Origin of the sequence: Corynebacterium sp. HMSC070E08 (genome assembly GCF_001808895.1) — a bacterium.
In the GTDB taxonomy this organism is placed as follows: domain Bacteria; phylum Actinomycetota; class Actinomycetes; order Mycobacteriales; family Mycobacteriaceae; genus Corynebacterium; species Corynebacterium hiratae.
In genome coordinates this window covers 3909-24197 of record NZ_KV794797.1, presented here as the reverse complement: position 1 = coordinate 24197, position 20289 = coordinate 3909, and the positions used below count along the sequence as shown (strand labels likewise).

Genomic DNA, 20289 nt, shown 5'->3' with positions numbered 1-20289 from the left:
AGATGCCTTCTGACAGATGCCTTATAGAAAGTGTCTTGTGGAACAGGTGCTTACATCACAACGAGCAGCGGGCCGAAGGTAAGCACGAGGCCAGCGACGGCTGCGAGGAACATCGACAAACCATCGCGGCTGGTGCGCAGTGCGTGGACGATTCCGACGATGACGCCGGTGACAACGACGCCGAGCACAACGACGACGAGGCGGTCGAAGCGGTCCCAGAGAATTTCAAAGCCCTTGAACACGATGGCACCGAGCACGATACCCACGAGGGCGAGCAGGACGACGGCAAAGGGGTTGAGCTTGCCCTCCTCTTCGTCGTGGTAGTCCTCGTCGTATTCTTCAAGGTCCTGATCCACTGCCTCGAGCTCACCGGTGGTGACGGTGTCATCCTCGGTTGCTACCAGAGCCTGTGGTGCGGGCTTGTCTGCGACCTTTGTTTCGGCCTTATCGTCGGTCTTTTCTTCGACCTTCGGCTCGGCCTTAGCCTCAGTCTTCTTTGCCTCAGCCTTCTTCTTAGGCTCGTCCTTGACCTTTTGGATAACGCGCGTGTCCTCGTCAGAGGGCTGGGAGCGCTTGGTCTCCGACTCAGCTGGCTTCTCTACGGGGACAGCGGCGGCCTGAGGCTTGTCAACCTTCTTCTTGGATTCCTCCTGCTGAGGAGTCTCCTGCTTAGGCTGTTCCTTCTGCTCCTTTTTCGGCGCGGGAATGACCGGGGCCGTTTCATCGATGGAGACGCTGGAGTGTTTTGCCTCGGCCGGAGTTGCCTTGACTTTCTCAAGATTGCCGGTCAGCTCCGCAACCGAGATGCCGCCTTCATCAAGGCTGCGACGACGGCGGCGCGGGGTCTTCTCCTCGCCGGGTCGGTTCTTCGCGTTACGGGCCAGCAGCTCCGCAACTGTCAACTGTTTCTTGTCAGCCACGTTTCTTTCCTATTCCAGTCCCTTATCGGTACGGCGCAAAATGACACCTTCTCGGAGAGCCCAGGGGCAGATCTCCAACTTTTCGATTCCCAGGGCACGCATGCTCGCCTCGGCAACAAGCGCGCCGGCGACGATCTGATGCGATCGGGTAGAACTTACACCCTCAAGGTCTGCCCTGTCAGCTGCAGTCATACGAGAGATGAAGGAAATCAGCTGGCGCAGACCCGGTGCAGTGAGGGTGCGCTTGACGTAGGGACCCGCCGATGACGGTGCGGCACCGGTCAAACGAGCCAGCGTGCGGAAGGTTTTCGAGGTTCCCACGGCCAAACCAGCGGGGCCCAGCGCGCGCATTTTATCGGCCACGCCGACCAGTTCCGCGTCAATGTAATCCCGCAGCAAGTTCACCTTGGATTTCTCCGGCGGGTCAGTATCAAACCAGTTGTGGGTCAGGCGGCCAGCTCCCAGGTCGAGGGAGAAGGCCATCTCCGGATGCTCGTCGGTACCCGTGGATAGCTCCAGCGAGCCACCACCAATATCGAGGTTGGTAATGCGGCCAGCGGACCAGCCGTACCAGCGACGCGCTGCCAGGAAGGTCAAGCGCGCTTCCTCCTCGCCCGACAAGATCTCTAGGCGCACGCCGGTTTGCTTTTCCACTTCGTCAAGGACCTCAGCCGAGTTCGTGGCTGAGCGCACGGCGGAGGTAGCAAAGGCGATGAACTCATCACAGCCCAGCTTCTGGCCCAGCTCAGCGGCCTCACCCACGGCGGAAATGAGCTTCTTCATGCCCTTCTCGTGGATGTTGCCGTCCTTGTCTAGCTGTTCCACCAGACGCAGCGGGGTCTTCCAATCGCTCATCGGCGAAGGCCGCCCACCGGTTGCGGCGTCGACCGCAACAAGATGGACGGTATTACTTCCGACGTCTAATACACCTAATCGCACGCCTCCAGAGTAGTAGGTCTACCGTGGGTAGGTGTGAATCGCCCGAAATCGAATGAAGTTTACCTGGGTTTTCCTGCCTCCTCCCCCGCGGCAGCATCCATCTTGGCCGGCCGCGAAAAGGCCCCCAACTTCCCCAGAGAGTGGTTTGAATTTACGGATCCGAACGATCCACTCCATGTCTTCTCTATCGACCTGACCTGGCTCGAATCGCACTATGCCTGCCAGTTTGGAACGGAGAGGTGCCACGGCATCGATAAGCAACAGCCCGACGTCGGCTGTTGCGTGCACGGCGCCTACATGGCTGATGAGACGGATCGGGAGCAGCTTCACGACGCCGTCTCCCGCATGCCCGCCCGCTTCTGGCAGCACCGCCCAGAGGGGGTAGATGAGTTCCTCCAACACGGAGAACCTGAGGAGCTGGAACCCTGGCTGGAGTGGGATGAACTCGACGGCGACGATGGCGAGCCGGAACCGGCGCTCAAGACGCCGCTTGTCGACGGCGCCTGCATCTTCGCCAACCGCGCCGGCTGGCCCACAGGCGCGGGCTGCGCTATCCACCAGTGGGCGCTCGAGGCGGGCGAGGAGCTTACCGTGGTCAAGCCCGAGGTGTGCTGGCAGCTGCCCATTCGCCGACACGAAGACTATGAGGAGCGCCCCGACGGGGAGGAAATCCTGCGGACCACTATCGGCGAATACGATCGCCGCGGGTGGGGCAACGGCGGCGAGGACTTCGATTGGTATTGCTCGGCGGATCCCTCCTGCCACATAGCGGATGAGCCGCTGTGGAAGTCACAGAAAACCGAGCTCATCGCGCTACTTGGCGAGGAGAGCTACGAGATTCTGGCCAAGCACTGCGAGGCCCGGGCGCGCTCCGGGGTCGACTTCCCACGGCACCCGGCGGATCCTCGCGCTTAAGCCTCGAACTTGTAGCCGAGGCCGCGCACCGTCACGAGCTGCTGCGGGCGGGAAGGCTCGGCTTCGATCTTGGAACGCAGGCGCTTGACATGGACGTCGAGAGTCTTGGTGTCACCCACGTAGTCGGCGCCCCAGATGCGGTCGATGAGCTGACCACGGGTCAACACGCGCCCGGCGTTACGCAGCAAGTACTCGAGAAGGTCAAACTCCTTGAGCGGCATGGAGACCGGTTCGCCGGCGACAAGCACGGTGTGACGTTCGACGTCCATGCGCACGCGGCCGCCTTCCAGAATCTGATCGTCCGGCTCCTCCTCGGCGTTGTCTGAGGAAACGTCGTGGCCACGGCGCAGCACCGCGCGGATGCGGGCGATGAGCTCACGGGAGGAATAAGGCTTGGTCACATAATCATCCGCGCCCAGCTCCAGGCCCACGACCTTGTCGATTTCGGAATCACGCGCGGTCACCATGATCACCGGCACGGAGGACGTCGTACGCAGCTGCTTGCACACGTCCGTTCCGGACATTCCCGGCAGCATGAGGTCCAGCAGGACGATGTCCACGTGGTTTGCCGCGAACTGTTCGAGGGCGCTGGGCCCGTCCGGGGCGAGGAGAACGTCGAATCCCTCCTTTCGGAGGAGGAAGGCGAGGGGATCGGCCAGCGACTCTTCATCTTCAACGATGAGGATGGTGGTCATTGCGCTTTATCCTTTCGACGAGCTGCTACACGCGCCACGGCGCGCTGCAAACCAGGGGCGGCGGAACTGACGGCTCCGTCTTCTATATTATCCCGATGAATAAGATTATCTGCTGGCTTTTCATCCGCATATATAGGGAGCTCAATAGTGAAGGTCGAGCCAGTTCCGGGGCGCGACCACAGCTTGATATTGCCGCCGTGATTAGCCACGACGTGCTTCACAATGGCCAGGCCCAGACCCGTTCCGCCGGTCTGCCGGGAGCGCGCCTTGTCCACGCGGAAGAAGCGTTCAAACACGCGCTTTTGATCCTCTGGGGCGATGCCAATGCCGCGATCCGTGACGCGAATGTGAACGACCTTCTCGCCGACCACCTTTTGCGTTACCGACACCGGTAGATCATCCGGCGAATAGTGGATGGCGTTCGAGATCAGGTTGGAAATCGCCGTGACCAAGAGGGATTTATCTCCCATTACCTTGACGCCTGCGGAATCGCCGCGGGTGAGCTGGTTGTGGTGGGAATCGGCAGCGAGTTGATTGCGGGTGATGGCCTCATCAATGACCTCATCGAGGTCGAGCGGCTCCATCTCCGGGAGGGCCTCCGCACCCTGCAGCTTGGACAGGGAGATGAGCTCGCTGACCATGTCCGCCATGCGCGCCGCTTCCTTCTGCACCTTGCTACCGAAGTACTCGACGTGCTCGGGGTCCCCGGTGTCCTGGAGGAGTGCCTCGGCCAGCAAGGCGATGCCGCCCACCGGGGTCTTCAGCTCGTGCGACACGTTGGCCACAAAGTCACGGCGAGCGGATTCCATGCGCACCGATTCGGATTCGTCGGTGCCGTAGACGATGACGAAGCGATCATCGTTGAGCGTCAGCGGCTGGACCACTGCGCGCACCTGAATCACGCGGTTGCCGGTGCGCCGTTTGGGGATGGCGAGGTCCAGCGTGCGGGTCTCTTTGTCTTCAAAAACCTCTTCCGCGACCTTCCAAATGTCGGGGTTTACCGCGCGGTCGTGCACCATCGACATTTCATGGGAAGCGGGGTTAGAGAAGATGACCTCTTTCGTGCGCGAAAGCACAGTCATTCCAGATGGGGAACCACCCACGGCGAGATGCAGAACCTGGCTAACACTGGTGACCTGGTTAGCGTCTGCATCGCGGACGCGGCGGCGCTCCATCCGTTCACGGATCCGGGTGATCACCGGTATGGCCAGGCCGCAGGCCACCACACCGGCGAGGAAAGCGAGTACCAGTTCCACAATCATTCACACCCCTACAAAGAATCCCCAAGGAGTATAAGCTCCCTGGGGATCGTGCGCAGCACGCAGCTTCCTGGGCGGTTACTTCTTTCCGCCCTGGGCAGCCACGGCAGCGGCGCCGGCAGCAGCAGCTTCCGGATCCAGGTACGTGCCGCCCGGGTTCACAACCGAACCGTCCTCGGTGATCTCGTAAACCAGCGGAATACCGGTCGGAATATTGAGGCCGGCAATCTCCTCATCGGAGATCTGATCCAGGTGCTTGACCAGCGCGCGCAGGGAATTACCGTGCGCGGCGATGAGAACGGTCTCGCCCTTCTTGGCGCGCGGAAGGATCTCCTCCTCGAAGTACGGGACGAAGCGCTCGACGACGTCCTTCAGGCACTCGGTGCGCGGGACGGTCTCCAGGTTGGCGTAGCGGACGTCGTTGGCCTGGGAGTACTCGGAAGAGTCCTCCAGCTCCGGCGGCGGGGTGCCGTAAGAACGGCGCCATGCCATGAACTGCTCCTCGCCGTACTTATCCTTGGTCTCTGCCTTGTTAAGGCCCTGCAGGGCGCCGTAGTGGCGCTCGTTGAGGCGCCAGTCGCGCACAACCGGGATCCAGTGGCGGTCAGCCGCGTTGAGTGCAATATTGGCGGTGCGGATGGCACGGCGCAGCAGGGAGGTGTAGACGATATTCGGCAAGATGCCCTGTTCCTTGAGCAGCTCGCCGCCACGCTTGGCCTCGCCCTCGCCCTTGGCGGTGAGGTTGACGTCAACCCAACCGGTGAACTGGTTGGACTCGTTCCATTCGGACTGTCCGTGTCGAAGTAGAATCAGCTTTCCGTTACTCATAAACACCAGCATGCCACGTTTTTCGACAGCCCGCCTGTGAACCCGAGCACATCACCCCTAAGTGTGGGTTTATGCCCACTTGTGTGGGATTAATATCCGATTGCCCGGCGCGCGTGGCAATCCGGAATCTCGATACTCATCGCATCGGCGTAAATATTCTCCAACTGGGTGGCGGCCGCTGCCCAACTGAACTGCTGGGCGTGATCGACGGCGGCTTCTCCCATGGCGATGCGGCGGGGGTCGTCGTCAAGCAGCTGTTCCAATGCGTCCGCCCAGTCCTGCGCTGAGTGTGAGTGGACGAGCAAGCCCGTGTCACCGTCCGCGACGGCGATGGGCAGCCCACCGACGGCCGCCGCCACCACGGGAGTTCCGGAGGCCTGCGCTTCCATGGCCACCAGCCCGAAGGACTCGTTATAGCTGGGCACCGCAACAATGTCCGCAGCCTGGTAGATGGCCACGAGCTCTTGGGGTGGGCGCGGGCTCAGGAAACGCACGACGCGCTCCACCCCCAGCTCGCGGGCAAGGTTGTGGTAGGCATCCGGCGAGGAATTCGCCCCGGAGGCACCGCCACAGATGACCACGCGCAGGCGGCGATCCGGATCGCGCTCCATCAGCTCCGCGGCGGCGCGGATGAGCACGTCGGGGCCCTTGAACTTTTGCAGGCGGCCCACGAACGCCACCACCTTGGTGTGCAGCGGGATGCCCAGCTGGCGGCGCGCGCGTTCCGTCATGCGGTCCGTTCCCGGGGTATACAGCTCGGTGTCCGCCCCCGGGGAGACCACGACGATATTCTCCGGCGAGGCGTCGTAGTGCTCGATCAGATCGCGGGTTTCCTGGGCGGTGTTGACCACCAGGATGTCGGCGTTATCCACCAGTTGCTGCTCGCAAATGCGACGTGCCTCGGTTTCCGGGGTGTCATCGAGCGTGCGGTGCACGTTCTTCACGGCAGCCAAGGTGTGCGCGGTATGGACGAGAGGGATATCCCACAGATCGCGCAACAACCATCCCACCTGGCCGGAGAGCCAGTAGTGGGAGTGGATGACGTCATACTCCACATCAAAACAGCGCGCGAAGTTGAAAATGCCGCCCGTGAACGCGGCCAGCTGGGTGGGCAGCTCCTCTTTACTGAGACCTTCATAGGGCCCCGCCACAATGTTGATGACGCGCAGGCGCTCCTCGACGTCCACCACTTCCCCCTGACTGGGGCGCGTGGCGCGAGTGAAAATATCGACCTCCACGCCGAGGCGCGCGAGCTGACGGGCAGTGTTGAGGACGTAGACGTTCATGCCGCCCGCGTCCCCGGCTCCGGGCTGCTCGAGGGGCGAGGTGTGCATGGAAATCATCGCGATGCGCATAGTTTTCCAGTGTATCCCGAAACAACCCGCGTTATACTGGCCCGTACCTTAACCTACGCGACCGAAAGGTGAATCGATGTCGGCATACGAGTCCAAGGCGTGGCTGAAGTACTACCCAGAATGGACCCCGCACACCCTGGAGTACGGAGACACCACGCTTCTCGACGTCTACGACAACAACCTCGCGCTTCATCCCGATAAGCCGGCAACCTACTTTTTCGGTCGCACGCAAACCTACGCCGAGCTGGACAAGCAGGTCCGCCGCGCAGCCGCCGGTCTGCGCGCCTTCGGCGTGCGCCCGGGAGACCGCGTTGCCATCGTCGCCCCCAACTGTCCACAGTTCATCTCTGCTTTCTGGGCCGTGCTTAAGCTGGGCGCCATCGCGGTGCTGCACAACCCGCTCTACACCGCCCACGAGCTGGAGGGTCTATTTAAGAACCACGGCGCGCGAATCGCCATCGCGTGGGATAAGACGGCCTCCACGTTGGAGAAGCTGCGCCCGACGACCTCCCTGGAGACCGTCGTCTCCATCAACATGATCAACGCGATGCCGACTCCGCAGCGCCTGGCCCTGCGCCTGCCTATTCCGCCGTTGAAGTCCAAGCGCGATCAGCTCACCGCCCCGGCCCCGAATACGGTGCCGTGGGAATCCCTCGTGGGCAACGCGATTGGCGGCGATGGTTCTGACGTCATCACCCCAGAGGAAGTCACCAAGGACACCACCGCGCTCATCCTCTACACCTCCGGCACCACCGGCAGCCCCAAGGGCGCGGAGCTGACCCACGGTAACCTCTTCTCCAACCTCTTGATGGGCAAGCACTGGGTACCGGGCCTGGGTGATTCCCCCGAGCGCATGCTCGCAGCGCTCCCCTTCTTCCATGCCTATGGCCTGACCATGAACGCCACCTTGGCGCCGCTCATCGCCAGCGAGCTGGTTCTGCTTCCGAGCCCGCAGATGCCGCTCATCATGGATCTGATGAAGAAGCACACCCCGACGTGGGTGCCGGGTGTGCCGACCTTGTACGAGCGCATCGTGGCGAAGGCGGAAGAAAACGACGTCTCCCTCGACGGCGTGCGCGCGGCCTTCTCCGGCGCTTCGACCCTGCCGGTCAATACCGTGGAGAAGTGGGAAAAGTACACCGGCGGCATGCTCGTGGAAGGCTATGGCCTCACGGAGTGTTCGCCGATCATCGTGGGTAACCCCATGAGCGATGATCGCCGCCCCGGCTACGTGGGCATCCCCTTCCCGGACACGGAGATTCGCATCGCTAACCCGGACAACCTGGATGAAACCATGCCCGATGGCCAGGAGGGCGAAGTTCTCGCCCGCGGCCCACAGGTTTTCAAGGGTTACTTCGGCGATGAGGAAGCCACTAAGAAGGCATTCCACAATGGCTGGTTCCGCACGGGTGATATGGGCGTGATGGAAGAAGACGGCTTCATCCGCCTAGTCAGCCGCATCAAGGAAATCATCATCACCGGTGGTTTCAACGTCTACCCGGGCGAGGTTGAGGAAACGCTGCTGGACCACCCGGACGTCGCGGAGGCCGCCGTCGTGGGCCGCCCGCGTTCGGACGGCTCGGAGGACGTCGTGGCCTGCATCGTGCTGAACGACGGCGCCGCGCTCGACCCCGAAGGCCTCAAGGACTACTGCCGCGAGCGCCTGACTCGCTACAAGGTGCCGCGCACCTTCTACCACTTTGAGAAGCTGGCCACGGACCAGCTGGGCAAGATTCGCCGCCGCGAGGTTCAGCAGGATCTGCTCGAGCGCCTCAAGGCGGAGAAGTAGCACTCCATAGCCCCCGGAGGATCCCTGCGTGATAGACGCACATCACCGGGGTTATTGCATGTTCACTGCTTTAAGCAACTTTGCTAAGTTTTGCGAGACTTCTGTCACAGATTGGTTATACTGTTCCAAACATAACAAGTTTGACCACCTAAGGAGTTCGTGAACATGACCGAATCCCCTGCCCAGGCCTCCTCCGCTTTTGAGTCGAAAGCCTGGCTCCAGTATTACCCTGAGTGGACTAAGCCCAATCTGGATTACGGTACCGAAACGCTCTTGGACTCCTACCGAGAAACCGTGGAAGAGTTCGGCGAAAGGCCCGCCACGTGGTTCTTTGGCCACCAAATGACCTACCGCGAACTCGATACCCACGTGCGCGCCGCCGCGGCGGGCCTCAAAGCCTTCGGTATTCGCCCCGGCGATCGCGTCGCCGTAGCGCTCCCCAACTGCCCCCAGCACGTGGCGGTCTTCTACGCCATCTTGAAACTCGGGGCGACCGTCGTGGAGCATAACCCGCTCTACACCGCGGCTGAGCTCGAGCCCCTCTTCCAAGATCACGCTGCCCGCGTGGCCGTGGTCTGGGATAAGGCGAGCCCGGTCTTTGAGGAGCTGCGTGATACCACGCCGCTAGAAACGATCGTTACAGTCAACATGATCGAGGCCATGCCGCGCCCCAAGCAGCTGCTACTGCGCTTGCCACTTCCCATCATTAAGGACAAGCGCGCCGAACTTTCAGTTCCCGCCCCTAACACCGTTCCGTGGAGCACGCTCACTGGGCGCGCCATCGGCGGACAAGGCCAGAAGCTACAGGATGCCAAGGTCAACCGCGACGATACCGCGCTGATCCTTTACACCTCCGGAACCACCGGCAGACCCAAGGGCGCGGAGCTAACCCACTCCAACCTGTACTGCAACATGAAGATGGCAGAAGCGTGGGTGCCCGAAATAGGCAAGAAGCCCGAGCGCATGCTCGCTGCCCTCCCCCTCTTCCACGTCTATGGCCTCACCCTCATCGCAGCCCTCGGCGTACACATTGGCGGCGAGCTGGTCCTCACCCCGGCACCAAAGATTCCGCTGCTCTTAGACATTATGAAAAAGCGCCGCCCCACTTGGATGCCGGGTGTGCCCACGATCTACTCCAAGGTCATGGAGGCAGCCAAGGAACAGAACATCGATCTCCACGGCATCGAAAACAGTCTATCGGGTGCAGCGGCGTTGCCAGCGGACATCGTTGAGGAATGGGAAACACTCACCGGTGGCCTACTCGTGGAAGGCTACGGGCTCACGGAAACCTCGCCGATCGTGGCCGCAAACCCGCTCAATAAGAACCGCCGCCCCGGCTATATCGGCATCCCCTTCCCGGATACCGAGGTGCGCATCGGCAACCCAGACAACCTCAGCGAGACCCAGCCGGATGGCACCGCGGGCGAGCTCCTCGTGCGCGGGCCGCAGGTATTCAAGGGTTACTTCAACATGCCAGAGGCCACCGAGCAGTCCTTCCACGATGGTTGGTACCGCACGGGCGACATGGCAATTATGGAGCCCGATGGCTTCATCAAGATCGTCTCCCGCATCAAGGAGATGATCATTACCGGCGGCTTCAATGTGTACCCGGCCGAGGTGGAAGACGTTATCCGCCAGCACCCGGACGTCACCAACGTGGCCATCGTCGGCCGCCCGCGCGCGGACGGTTCCGAGGATGTCGTGGCCTGCATCGTGCTGGAGGATGGCGCGGTGCTTGATCCCGAGGGGCTCAAGGACTACTGCCGCGAGCGCCTCACCCGCTACAAAGTTCCACGCACCTTCTACCACTTCGAGCAGCTCGCCTCCGACCAGCTGGGCAAGGTTCGCCGCCGCGAAGTGCAGAAGGATCTCTTGGAGCTACTTGGCGAAGAGGCCCCCGCCTAGGCCGCGCGGTCAATATAGCGCATCACGCGCGTGGGGTTGAAGGTTCGGTAGAACGCTTCGCCAGCCCGAACAAGCTGGCTCACCAACGTACTAAGCTGCCAATCCAGCTGTTCGTCGGTGTAGCCCCACTTCGTGGGAATGCGGGCCGTGGTCACTAAGACGAGGTCCTGCTCTTGGCCGCCATCGAGGTTTACCGCCTCGATGCGCGCGGAGTAGACATACTGATCATCGTTCATAAACTCAGCCCAGCGCACGAGCGCATCTAGGTCGCACGCGCAGCGGCCGGAGGGGGTGACAAGGCTGAGCTCAATATCCCCGGAGCCATCGCGGGCAGATTCAATGGTGATCGTGTGTTCATTGATGAGGATGCTCACGGCCCCATTCTTGTTATCCACGACGTGGATAGGCGTGCCGATCATCGCCAAGCGCGTGGCGCGCTCATACACCCGCCACATCCCCACGACCGAAACCCCATAGGCTTCGCTGAAATAGTGGGGAGAAACCGGCTTGAGCCCCGACCCTTTCCGCGGCTTTGACCGGTGTTCCGGAAACTGCTCATCTAAGCGTGCGAAGACCGCTGACATCTCGGCAGCATAGCCCGCAACAATGCTCTTGAGCTGAGCGTTCGTGGCTGCCGACGGCAGATAGGGCGGCGCGAAGACCCGCAGGTGAGTATGCATGTCGGAGCTTCCACACGGCTCGGCCACAAGGTTGCCGGAGATGCCACCTCCGTTGAGATCATTGACCTCCATACGCAAAGGCTGGCGGTCCGGGTCGAAGCACACCGTGCCACCCCAATACCCAAGGACGCAGAGGCCGCCCATCTCTTCGTTGACGTCGATACTTAAGAATCCGCCCGCAATTTTGATGGTGGGCAAGCCGGTGGAGGAATCTTCCTCCAGCTTTCCGGCCAGCTTGGTCATAGTTTTGATAACTCGGCTTTTGCTGAGCCGAGCTGGTGTCTTAGTCGTTTTCTCTGGTGTTGATTGAGGCATAGTCCCCCCTAGTTTTTCTTTTCTTTCACGCTGCGCGAGCCGATGCTGAGCCACCCCTGCTCCTCCCCGAGCCGCTGCAGTGAGCCCGAGGATACAAAAGGTTGGGCAACTTCGCGCGGCAAGCGCTGAGAAAGAGTGCCCCCATCACCAAACGTGAGAAAAACCTCACATTTTCCGCGCGGGAGGCCGCTTTGCGCGAAGGCTTCGACTACGGTGGCACATCATGATTGTTCTGTAGGGCTAACTAATCTTGCCCACAGCTCTTCATAAAACCGTTCCCCATCAGCTCAAAAGAGGAAAGATGCCTGTTACTATGCTGCATTCCATGCCCCGCCCGGCCGTGCTTTTCGCCGGACAAGGCTCCGATTGGCAGGGTTTCATCACCACCGCCGCGCAGACTGCCGCCACCGCTGACTCCCTGCGCGAGACCCTCGCCCAGGCCCGCAGCCTCACCGGCCCCGCCGCACGCACCATCGCCTCCACGTGCCCTGGCGCACTTGAGCGCCTCGAGCAGCTCATTGCTGGTTCCACCGAGCCCAACGCCCTCGATGCCCTGCCGGCGGTCTCCATCCCCGGCATCGTCCTTGGCCAGATTGCTGCCATCGAGCAGCTGCGTGATCTCGGCGTCGACATCGACGAGCGCGCTGGGCATTCCCAGGGAAGCTTGGGCGAGATGGCCGTCGACAAGCCAGTAAAAGCCCTAGCCCTAGCCATCCTGATGGGCACCGCAGCCAGCGCGGTCAACGGCTCCGATCCGCGCCCTCAGATGCTGTCCATCCGGGGCCTGGAGCGCAGCTTCGTCACTGAGCACCTGCACGGCACCGCCGCCATCGCCGTGGTCAACGGCCGCCGCCACTTTGCGCTGTCCGGCAGCCCGGAGGACCTGGCTGCCACCCGCGCCGCCATCGACGAGGCCGTGAAGAGCTTCAACGCCGAGCTGGAGAAGCGCACCGTCGGCGGCGATGAGCTCAGCCCGCACTTTGATGAGCTGCCCGTAGCGCTTCCCTTCCACAACGCGGTTCTCGCACCGGCAGCTGAGCGCACCGTAGGCCTGGCTCAGAAGTGCGGCCTCGACGTGGATGAGGCCCGCACCCAGGCCGAGGCCATCCTGGTCACCGAACACGACTGGCCGGCCACTCTGGCCGCGCTCAACTCCGAGCACCTCATCGTTCTCGACCGCGCCTTGGCGAACATCACCCGCCGCGTGGTGCAGGGAACCGGGGTGACCGTGGTCTCCGCCGCCACCTCGCAGGAGCTCGATGCGCTGGCAACGCCTGGCGCTGGACTGCCCAAGGCCCTGAACTACGCTGACTTCGCCCCGCGCACCATCGAGCTTCCGAATGGCCGCACCTACACCCAGACCCGCTTCTCCGATCTCACGGGCCTGTCCCCGATCATGCTGGGCGGCATGACGCCGACCTCCGCTGATGGCGAGATCGTGGCCGCGGCAGCCAACGCTGGCCACTGGACGGAGATGGCCGGCGGCGGCATGTACTCCGATGAGGTCTTCCGCGCCCACCTGGCCACAATGGAGCAGCACCTGCGCCCTGGCCGCACGGCGCAGTTCAACACCATGTTCTTTGACCGCTTCCTGTGGAACCTGCACTTCGGCCAGGCGCGCATCGTGCCCAAGGCGCGCGCGGCCGGTGCGGCTTTCAACGGCGTGTGCATCTCCGCCGGTATCCCGGAAGTAGAGGAAGCTGGCGAGCTGCTGGACCGCCTCCACGCCGATGGTTTCCCCTTCATCTCCTTCAAGCCCGGTACCGCGAAGCAAATCCGCGATGTCCTGGCCATCGCCACGGCCTACCCGGAGGATCGCATCATCATGCAGGTCGAGGACGGCCACGCCGGCGGTCACCACTCCTGGGTCAACCTGGATGACATGCTGCTGGATACTTACGCCGAAATCCGCCAGCACCCCAACGTCTACTTGGCAGTCGGCGGCGGCATCGCCTCCCCGGATCGCGCCACCTCCTATCTCACCGGTGAGTGGGCGAAGAAGCACGCTATGCCGGCGATGCCTGTCGACGCCGTCTTCCTCGGCACCGTCGCCATGGCCACCAAGGAGGCCAAGGCCACTGATTCGGTGAAGGACCTTCTGGTCAACACGGAAGGCATTTCGCCTTCCAAGAACGACGGTTGGGTAGGCCGCGGCACCGGTGCGAACGGCGTGGCATCCTCGCAGTCCCACCTTTTGGCGGACATCCACGACCTCGATAACTCCTTCGCCGCGGCTTCTCGCCTGATTACTTCCTTGAGCATCGAGGAGTATCCGGCACACCGCCAGGAAATCATCGACGCCCTGGCCAAGACCTGCAAGCCCTACTTCGGCGATGTCGAGTCCATGACCTACGCCGAGTGGATCGAGCGCTTTGTGAAGCTGGCCCACCCGTTTGTCGATCCGAGCTGGGATGACCGTTTTCTCGATCTCCTGCACCGCGTCGAAGCCCGCCTGAACCCGGCGGATCACGGCCAGATTGAAACCCTCTTCACCTGTGTTGAGGACGTTCACGATGCGCCGCAGGCCGTGGCCAAGCTGCTGGATGCTTACCCCGCCGCACGCACCACCGAGGTCTCGGCGCGCGATGCCGCCTGGTGGATTTCCCTGCACTACAAGCACGTCAAGCCCATGCCGTGGGTTCCCGCCATCGATGGTGACCTGAAGTCCTGGTTTGGCAAGGACACCTTGTGGCAGGCTCAGGATGAGCGCTATACCGCTGACCAGGTGCGCATCATCCCCGGCCCCGTGGCCGTGGCGGGCATTACCAAGAAGAACGAGCCGGTTGCAGACCTGCTTGCCCGCTTCGAACAGGCCACCACGGATGCGCTGCTGGAGCAGGGCTCGACCCCGCAGAAGGCTTTCTCCCGCCTGAACTCCGCTGCCGATGAGGCCGCATTCCTGCGCACTTCTCCTACCCTTCTGTGGCACGGCCACCTCATGGCCAACCCGGCTTATGAGATGGATGAGAACGCCTTCGACCTGCGCCAGGATGCTGAAGGCAACTGGGAGATTGTTATCACGGCGGACTCCTATTGGGATGACCTGCCGGAGGAGCAGCGCCCCTTCTACGTCCGCGAGGTCACCGTCCCTGTGGACCTGCCGGAGGATGTGGCCACGGGTGGCTCCCCGGTGGTCTCCGAGGAGCGCCTGCCTAACTCCGTCTTCACCCTCCTGGAAGGCTTGGCTGGTGTCGGCTCCACGGCGGAGCAGGGCGATGAGATTACGGAGATGCCCACCGTCGAGTCGGGCTACTCCTTCCACTTCCCGGCCTCGCTGCTCTCCGCACACAGCGCGGTGACCTGCGGCGATGCTGCAGCCGAGAAGGCCGGCACCCCCGACGTTCTGGTAGGCCCCTGCTGGCCGGCCATCTATGCCGCGCTCGGCTCTGGGCGCCTGGAGGATGGCTACCCGGTCATCGAAGGCTTGCTCAACGCGGTGCACTTGGACCACGTCATCGACCTGCGCGTGCCGCTGGAGCAGCTTGCCGACGGCCGCCAGATCGACGTCACCTCCTCCTGCACCGCCATCGAGGAATCCGTCTCTGGGCGCATCGTCACGGTCGAGCTCGAGCTCAAGGATCACGCCTCCGGTGACATCGTGGCCACGCAGATGCACCGCTTTGCCATCCGCGGCCGCGCCACCGGCACCGCCGCACCGAGCCAAGCACCGGAGTGGGGCGGCGGCAAGTCCGCCACCAAGGTGGTGCCGACACCGCGCTCCTTCGTCGACCGCGCCACCGTCACCGCCCCGCAGGACATGACGCCCTTCGCGCTGGTCTCCGGTGACTATAACCCGATTCACACGTCCTATAACGCGGCCCAGCTGGTTAACCTGCAGGCACCGCTGGTGCACGGCATGTGGCTCTCGGCCGCCGCACAACAGGTGGCCGGGCGCCACGGCCGCGTGGTGGGCTGGACCTACTCCATGTACGGCATGGTGCAGCTGGGCGATGACATCGAGGTCACCGTCGAGCGCGTCGGCCGCAAGGGCATCCACCAAGCCCTCGAGGTCACCTGCCGCATCGACGGCGAGGTGGTCTCCCGCGGCCAAGCCCTGCTTGCCGCGCCGACCACGGCGTATGTCTACCCCGGCCAGGGCATCCAGGCAGAGGGCATGGGCCAGGATGACCGCCAAGCTTCCCCGGCGGCACGCGAGGCCTGGCGCCGCGCCGATGCGCATACCCGCGCGAACCTGGGCTTTAGCATCCAGAAGATCATCGATGAGAACCCGACGGAACTCACCGTCCGCGGCACCACCTTCCGCCACCCGCAGGGCGTGCTGCACCTGACCCAATTCACGCAGGTAGCCCTGGCCGTCGTGGCCTATGCCCAAACCGAACGCCTGCGCGCCGAGGACACCCTGGCGCCGACTTCTTACTTCGCCGGTCACTCCCTGGGCGAGTACACCGCGCTGGCTTCGCTAGCGAATATCTTTGACCTTGAGGGGGTCATCGACATCGTCTACTCCCGCGGCTCCGCCATGGGCAGCTTGGTGCCGCGCGATGCGGAGGGCAACTCCGAGTACGCCATGGCGGCTCTGCGCCCGAACATGGCCGGCATTGCTGCCGATAACGTCGACGCCTGGGTGGCTGAGGTCTCCGAGGCCACCGGCGAGTTCCTGGAGATTGTTAACTACAACATCCGCGGCCAGCAGTACTCCGTCGCCGGCACCAAGAAGGGACTCAAAGCCCTGGTGGATAAGGCCAATGCCATCGCCCCGCGCGCGGCGGTCATGGTCCCGGGTATCGATGTTCCTTTCCACTCCCGCGTACTGCGCGAGGGCGTTCCGGCCTTCGCGGAGAAGCTCGATGAGCTGCTGCCGCAGGAGCTGGATCTGGATGCCCTGGTAGGCCGCTACATCCCGAACCTGGTGGCCCGCCCCTTCGAGCTCACCCAAGACCTCGTCGACGCCGTGGCACCGCTGGCTCCCTCCGGCAAGCTGGACGGGCTGAAGGTGGAGGATCTTTCCGAGCACGAGCTCGCCCGCCTGCTGCTCATCGAGCTACTGTCCTGGCAGTTCGCTTCGCCTGTGCGCTGGATTGAGACCCAGGAGCTCCTCTTTGGCAAGGTCGAGCAGATCATCGAGGTCGGCCTGGCTTCTTCCCCGACGCTGACCAACCTGGCTACCCGCTCGCTGGCCGTCGCCGGCATCCCGGAGGGCACCATCCGCGTGCTCAACGTAGAGCGCGACCAGGAGCAGGTCATGCTTGCCGACGTCTCCGAGGCCCCCGCCGCCGCACCGGCTCCGGAATCCGACGCCGAAGAGGCACCACAAGCCAACGAGGCACCAGCCGAGGCTGCCGAGGCTCCGGCTGCGGCCGCGTCGGCTGCTGCACCTGCTCCTGCGTCCACCAACGCACCTGCAGCCCCGGGCGTCGCGTCTGGCGACGCGCCCGAACTGCGCTTCGGCGCAGCGGAGGCCATCATGGTGCTCTTCGCCTTCCAGAACAAGATCCGCGTGGACCAGATCGCGGACTCCGACACCGTGGAGGAGCTGACCAACGGTGTGTCCTCGCGCCGTAACCAGCTGCTCATGGACATGTCCGCGGAAATCGGCGTGCCGGCCATCGATGGCGCCGCCGATGCCGACGTGGCCACGCTGCGAGAGAAGGTCGCCACCGCCGCCCCGGGCTACTCCGCGTTCGGCCCGGTTCTGGGTGAGGCCGTCGGCGCGCGCCTACGCCAGCTCTTCGGCGCTGCGGGCCTCAAGCCCACCGCCGTGGCGGACTACATCACCGGAACCTGGGGCCTGCCCGAATCCTGGGTTGCCCACGTCGAGGCGGAGATCCTGCTCGGCTCCCGTGAAGAGGACTCCGTGCGCGGCGGCTCGCTGAGCACCGTGCCGGCGAGCGCTACCTCGAAGTCCGCAGCACACGAGCTGATCGACGCCGCCGTCCAAGCCGTCGCCGCTGCCCACGGTGCCTCCGTGTCCAAGGGCGCGGCCGCCAGTGGTGCCGGTGGCGGTGCCGTGGTTGACTCTGCTGCTTTGGATGCTTTCGCCGAGACCGTCACCGGTGACAACGGTGTGCTGGCTACTGTTGCCCGCCAGGTTCTTTCCCAGCTGGGCTTGGACTCCGAACCGGAGCTCATCGAGGCACCGGATACCACCGTCATCGATGCCGTCGAGGCAGAGCTCGGCTCCGGCTGGCTCAAGTCCGTCACGCCCTCCTTCGATGCGAACAAGGCCGTGCTTTTCGACGACTCCTGGGCCATCGCCCGCGAGCGCCTCGCCCGCCTGGCACTGGGCCAGGCCGAGTACCCGGTGGACAGCTTCCGCGGTGCCGGCGAGGATCTGGCGCGTCAGGCGCGCTGGTGGAAGCGCGAGGATATCGCCAAGGCCGCCGTGGACACCACCCCCGGCGCGTTTGCCGGTGAGGTTGCCCTGGTCACGGGTGCTGCCCCTGGTTCCATCGCCACCGCGCTGGTGGAGCGTCTGCTGGAGGGCGGCGCAACCGTCATCATGACTGCCTCTCGTGTCAGCCAGGCCCGCAAGGAATTCGCGCGCACGCTCTACGCCGAGCACGGCGCTGCCGGTTCCGCCCTGTGGCTGGTCCCGGCAAACCTGTCGAGCTTCCGCGATATCGATGCGCTCATCGACTGGATCGGCTCCGAGCAACGCGAGTCCGTGGGCAACGAGGTCAAGATCCTCAAACCGGCCCTCACTCCGACGCTGGCCTTCCCCTTCGCCGCGCCGAGCGTATCCGGCTCGCTGGCGGATGCCTCCGGCACCACCGAGGCGCAGGCCCGCTTGCTGCTGTGGTCCGTCGAGCGCACCATCGCGGGGCTGGCAAGGCTGAGCCAGGAGGACGTCGACAAGCGCTGCCACGTTGTCCTGCCGGGCTCGCCCAACCGCGGCACCTTCGGCGGCGACGGCGCCTACGGCGAGGTCAAGGCCGCACTCGATGCCATCCTCAACAAGTGGAAGGTCGAGGCCGGCTGGCCGCAGGGTGTCACCCTGGCGCAGGCCAAGATCGGCTGGGTCGCCGGCACGCACCTCATGGGCGGCAACGATGGGCTGGTGCCCGCCGCCGAGAAGGCCGGCATCAAGGTGTGGAGCCCGGAGGAGATTTCCGCCGAGCTCATGGACTTGGCCAGCGCAGACTCGCGCGAGCAGGCAGCTCACGCCCCGGTGGAGAAGGACCTCACCGGCGGGCTGGAGGGCTTCTCCCTCAAGGAGCTTGCCGCAGATGTGGAGCCGGCAGGAACCACTGGCGCAGCTGCACATGAGGAAAAGGACGCCCCCGCCACCATCACCGCACTGCCCAACCAGGTACAAGCAGTACAGCCCGGCCTGGAGGAAGAAGTTGGCCAGGTCACCACGGACCTGGAGGACATGGTGGTCATCGCCGGCATCGGCGAGGTCTCCTCGTGGGGCTCCGGCCGCACGCGTTTCGAGGCCGAGTATGGATTGCAGCGTGATGGTTCCGCGGAACTGACCGCCGCTGGCGTACTGGAGCTGGCCTGGATGACCGGGCTAGTGGAATGGCGCGAGGACCCGCACCCGGGTTGGTTCGTGGTGGAGAGCGATGAGGAGATCGCCGAAGAGGACATCTTCGAGCGCTTCCGCGATGAGGTAGTCGCACGCTCCGGTGTGCGCACGCTGACGGATAAGTACCACCTGACCGACCGCGGCTCCATCGATCTCACCACCGTCTTCCTGGACCGCGACGTCACCTTCACCGTGGATTCGGAGGCCACCGCCCGCGATATCCAAGAAGCGGATCCGGAGTTCGTCAGCATCGTCGAGGTGGACGGCGAATGGCAGGTCACCCGCCGCCAGGGTGCCACCGTCAAGGTCCCGCGCAAGGCCACGCTGACCCGCACCGTCGCCGCCCAGATGCCGGATGACTTCGACGCCGCTAAGTGGGGCATCCCGGAGCACATGCTCTACTCCCTGGACCGCATGGCGGTGTGGAACCTGGTCAGCGCGGTGGATGCCTTCATCCAGGCCGGCTTCTCCCCGGCGGAGCTGCTGCGCTCCATCCACCCGGGCCAGGTGGCCACCACGCAAGGCACCGGTATCGGCGGCATGGAGTCCCTGCACAAGGTCTTCGTCACCCGCTTCCTCGGTGAGGAGCGCCCGTCCGACATCCTGCAGGAGGCCCTGCCGAACGTCATCGCGGCGCACACCATGCAGTCCCTGGTGGGCGGCTACGGTTCCATGATTCACCCCATCGGCGCCTGCGCTACCGCAGCGGTGTCGATTGAGGAGGCCGTGGACAAGATTGCCTTGGGCAAGGCCGATGTGGTCGTGGCCGGCGGTATCGACGATGTCCAGGTGGAGTCCCTCCAGGGCTTCGGCGATATGAACGCCACCGCGGAGACCGCCAAGATGACCGCCAAGGGCATTGATGATCGCTTCATCTCCCGCGCCAACGACCGCCGCCGCGGCGGCTTCCTCGAAGGCGAGGGCGGCGGCACGGTCCTGCTGGTGCGCGGTTCCCTTGCACAAGAGCTGGGTCTTCCGGTCCTCGCAGTGGTCGCGCACGCGGCCTCCTATGGCGACGGCGCCCACACCTCCATCCCGGCTCCTGGCCTGGGTGCGCTGGGTGCTGGCCGTGGTCGCGAGAACTCTCGTCTCGCACGCTCGCTGCGCGGACTGGGCCTGACGCCAAACGACGTCTCGGTCCTGTCCAAGCACGACACCTCCACCAACGCCAACGACCCGAACGAGTCCGAGCTGCACTCC

11 protein-coding genes are annotated in these 20289 nt (G+C 63.8%); 4 read left to right on the top strand and 7 right to left on the bottom strand.

Going from position 1 to position 20289, the window contains the following annotated elements:
- Positions 1-50 precede the first annotated feature (50 nt).
- Positions 51-920, bottom strand: coding sequence for a hypothetical protein (locus HMPREF2526_RS11125; RefSeq protein WP_070547300.1), 870 nt, complete (start codon positions 918-920; stop codon positions 51-53).
- A 9-nt stretch (positions 921-929) separates the two neighbouring features.
- Positions 930-1859, bottom strand: coding sequence for a Ppx/GppA family phosphatase (locus HMPREF2526_RS11120; protein WP_083295563.1), 930 nt, complete (start codon positions 1857-1859; stop codon positions 930-932).
- 33 nt (positions 1860-1892) lie between these two features.
- Here HMPREF2526_RS11120 and HMPREF2526_RS11115 point away from each other — a divergent pair, with 33 nt between their 5' ends.
- Positions 1893-2774 carry a DUF3109 family protein gene (locus tag HMPREF2526_RS11115; RefSeq protein WP_070547298.1) on the top strand — a complete coding sequence of 294 codons (882 nt, stop codon included), beginning with the start codon at positions 1893-1895 and terminating at the stop codon, positions 2772-2774.
- On the opposite strand, the gene HMPREF2526_RS11110 is transcribed toward HMPREF2526_RS11115, so the two are convergent.
- From HMPREF2526_RS11110 to mshA, 4 genes are all read right to left on the bottom strand, one after another.
- Positions 2771-3469, bottom strand: coding sequence for a response regulator transcription factor (locus HMPREF2526_RS11110; protein WP_070547297.1), 699 nt, complete (start codon positions 3467-3469; stop codon positions 2771-2773). The genes HMPREF2526_RS11115 and HMPREF2526_RS11110 overlap by 4 nt on opposite strands.
- Positions 3466-4731: a sensor histidine kinase gene (locus HMPREF2526_RS11105; RefSeq protein ID WP_070547296.1), complete on the bottom strand. Its 1266-nt coding sequence runs from the start codon at positions 4729-4731 to the stop codon at positions 3466-3468. Before HMPREF2526_RS11105 ends, HMPREF2526_RS11110 begins: the two co-directional genes overlap by 4 nt.
- 75 nt (positions 4732-4806) lie before the next feature.
- Positions 4807-5556 carry a phosphoglyceromutase gene (locus tag HMPREF2526_RS11100; RefSeq protein ID WP_046647908.1) on the bottom strand — a complete coding sequence of 250 codons (750 nt, stop codon included), beginning with the start codon at positions 5554-5556 and terminating at the stop codon, positions 4807-4809.
- A gap of 89 nt (positions 5557-5645) precedes the next feature.
- Positions 5646-6911, bottom strand: a complete 1266-nt coding sequence (mshA, locus tag HMPREF2526_RS11095; protein WP_046647818.1) for a D-inositol-3-phosphate glycosyltransferase — start codon at positions 6909-6911, stop codon at positions 5646-5648.
- 76 nt (positions 6912-6987) lie between these two features.
- On the opposite strand from mshA, the gene HMPREF2526_RS11090 reads away from it, so the two are divergent.
- Positions 6988-8700, top strand: coding sequence for a long-chain-fatty-acid--CoA ligase (locus HMPREF2526_RS11090; protein ID WP_049154640.1), 1713 nt, complete (start codon positions 6988-6990; stop codon positions 8698-8700).
- 165 nt (positions 8701-8865) lie between these two features.
- Positions 8866-10605, top strand: a complete 1740-nt coding sequence (locus HMPREF2526_RS11085; RefSeq protein ID WP_070547295.1) for a long-chain-fatty-acid--CoA ligase — start codon at positions 8866-8868, stop codon at positions 10603-10605.
- Here HMPREF2526_RS11085 and HMPREF2526_RS11080 read toward each other — a convergent pair.
- Positions 10602-11528, bottom strand: coding sequence for a hypothetical protein (locus HMPREF2526_RS11080; protein WP_070547294.1), 927 nt, complete (start codon positions 11526-11528; stop codon positions 10602-10604). The two genes, HMPREF2526_RS11085 and HMPREF2526_RS11080, sit on opposite strands and share 4 nt — an antisense overlap.
- 373 nt (positions 11529-11901) lie before the next feature.
- On the opposite strand from HMPREF2526_RS11080, the gene HMPREF2526_RS11075 reads away from it, so the two are divergent.
- Positions 11902-20289: type I polyketide synthase (locus HMPREF2526_RS11075; RefSeq protein WP_246819893.1), on the top strand; the 8388-nt coding region annotated here is incomplete at its 3' end.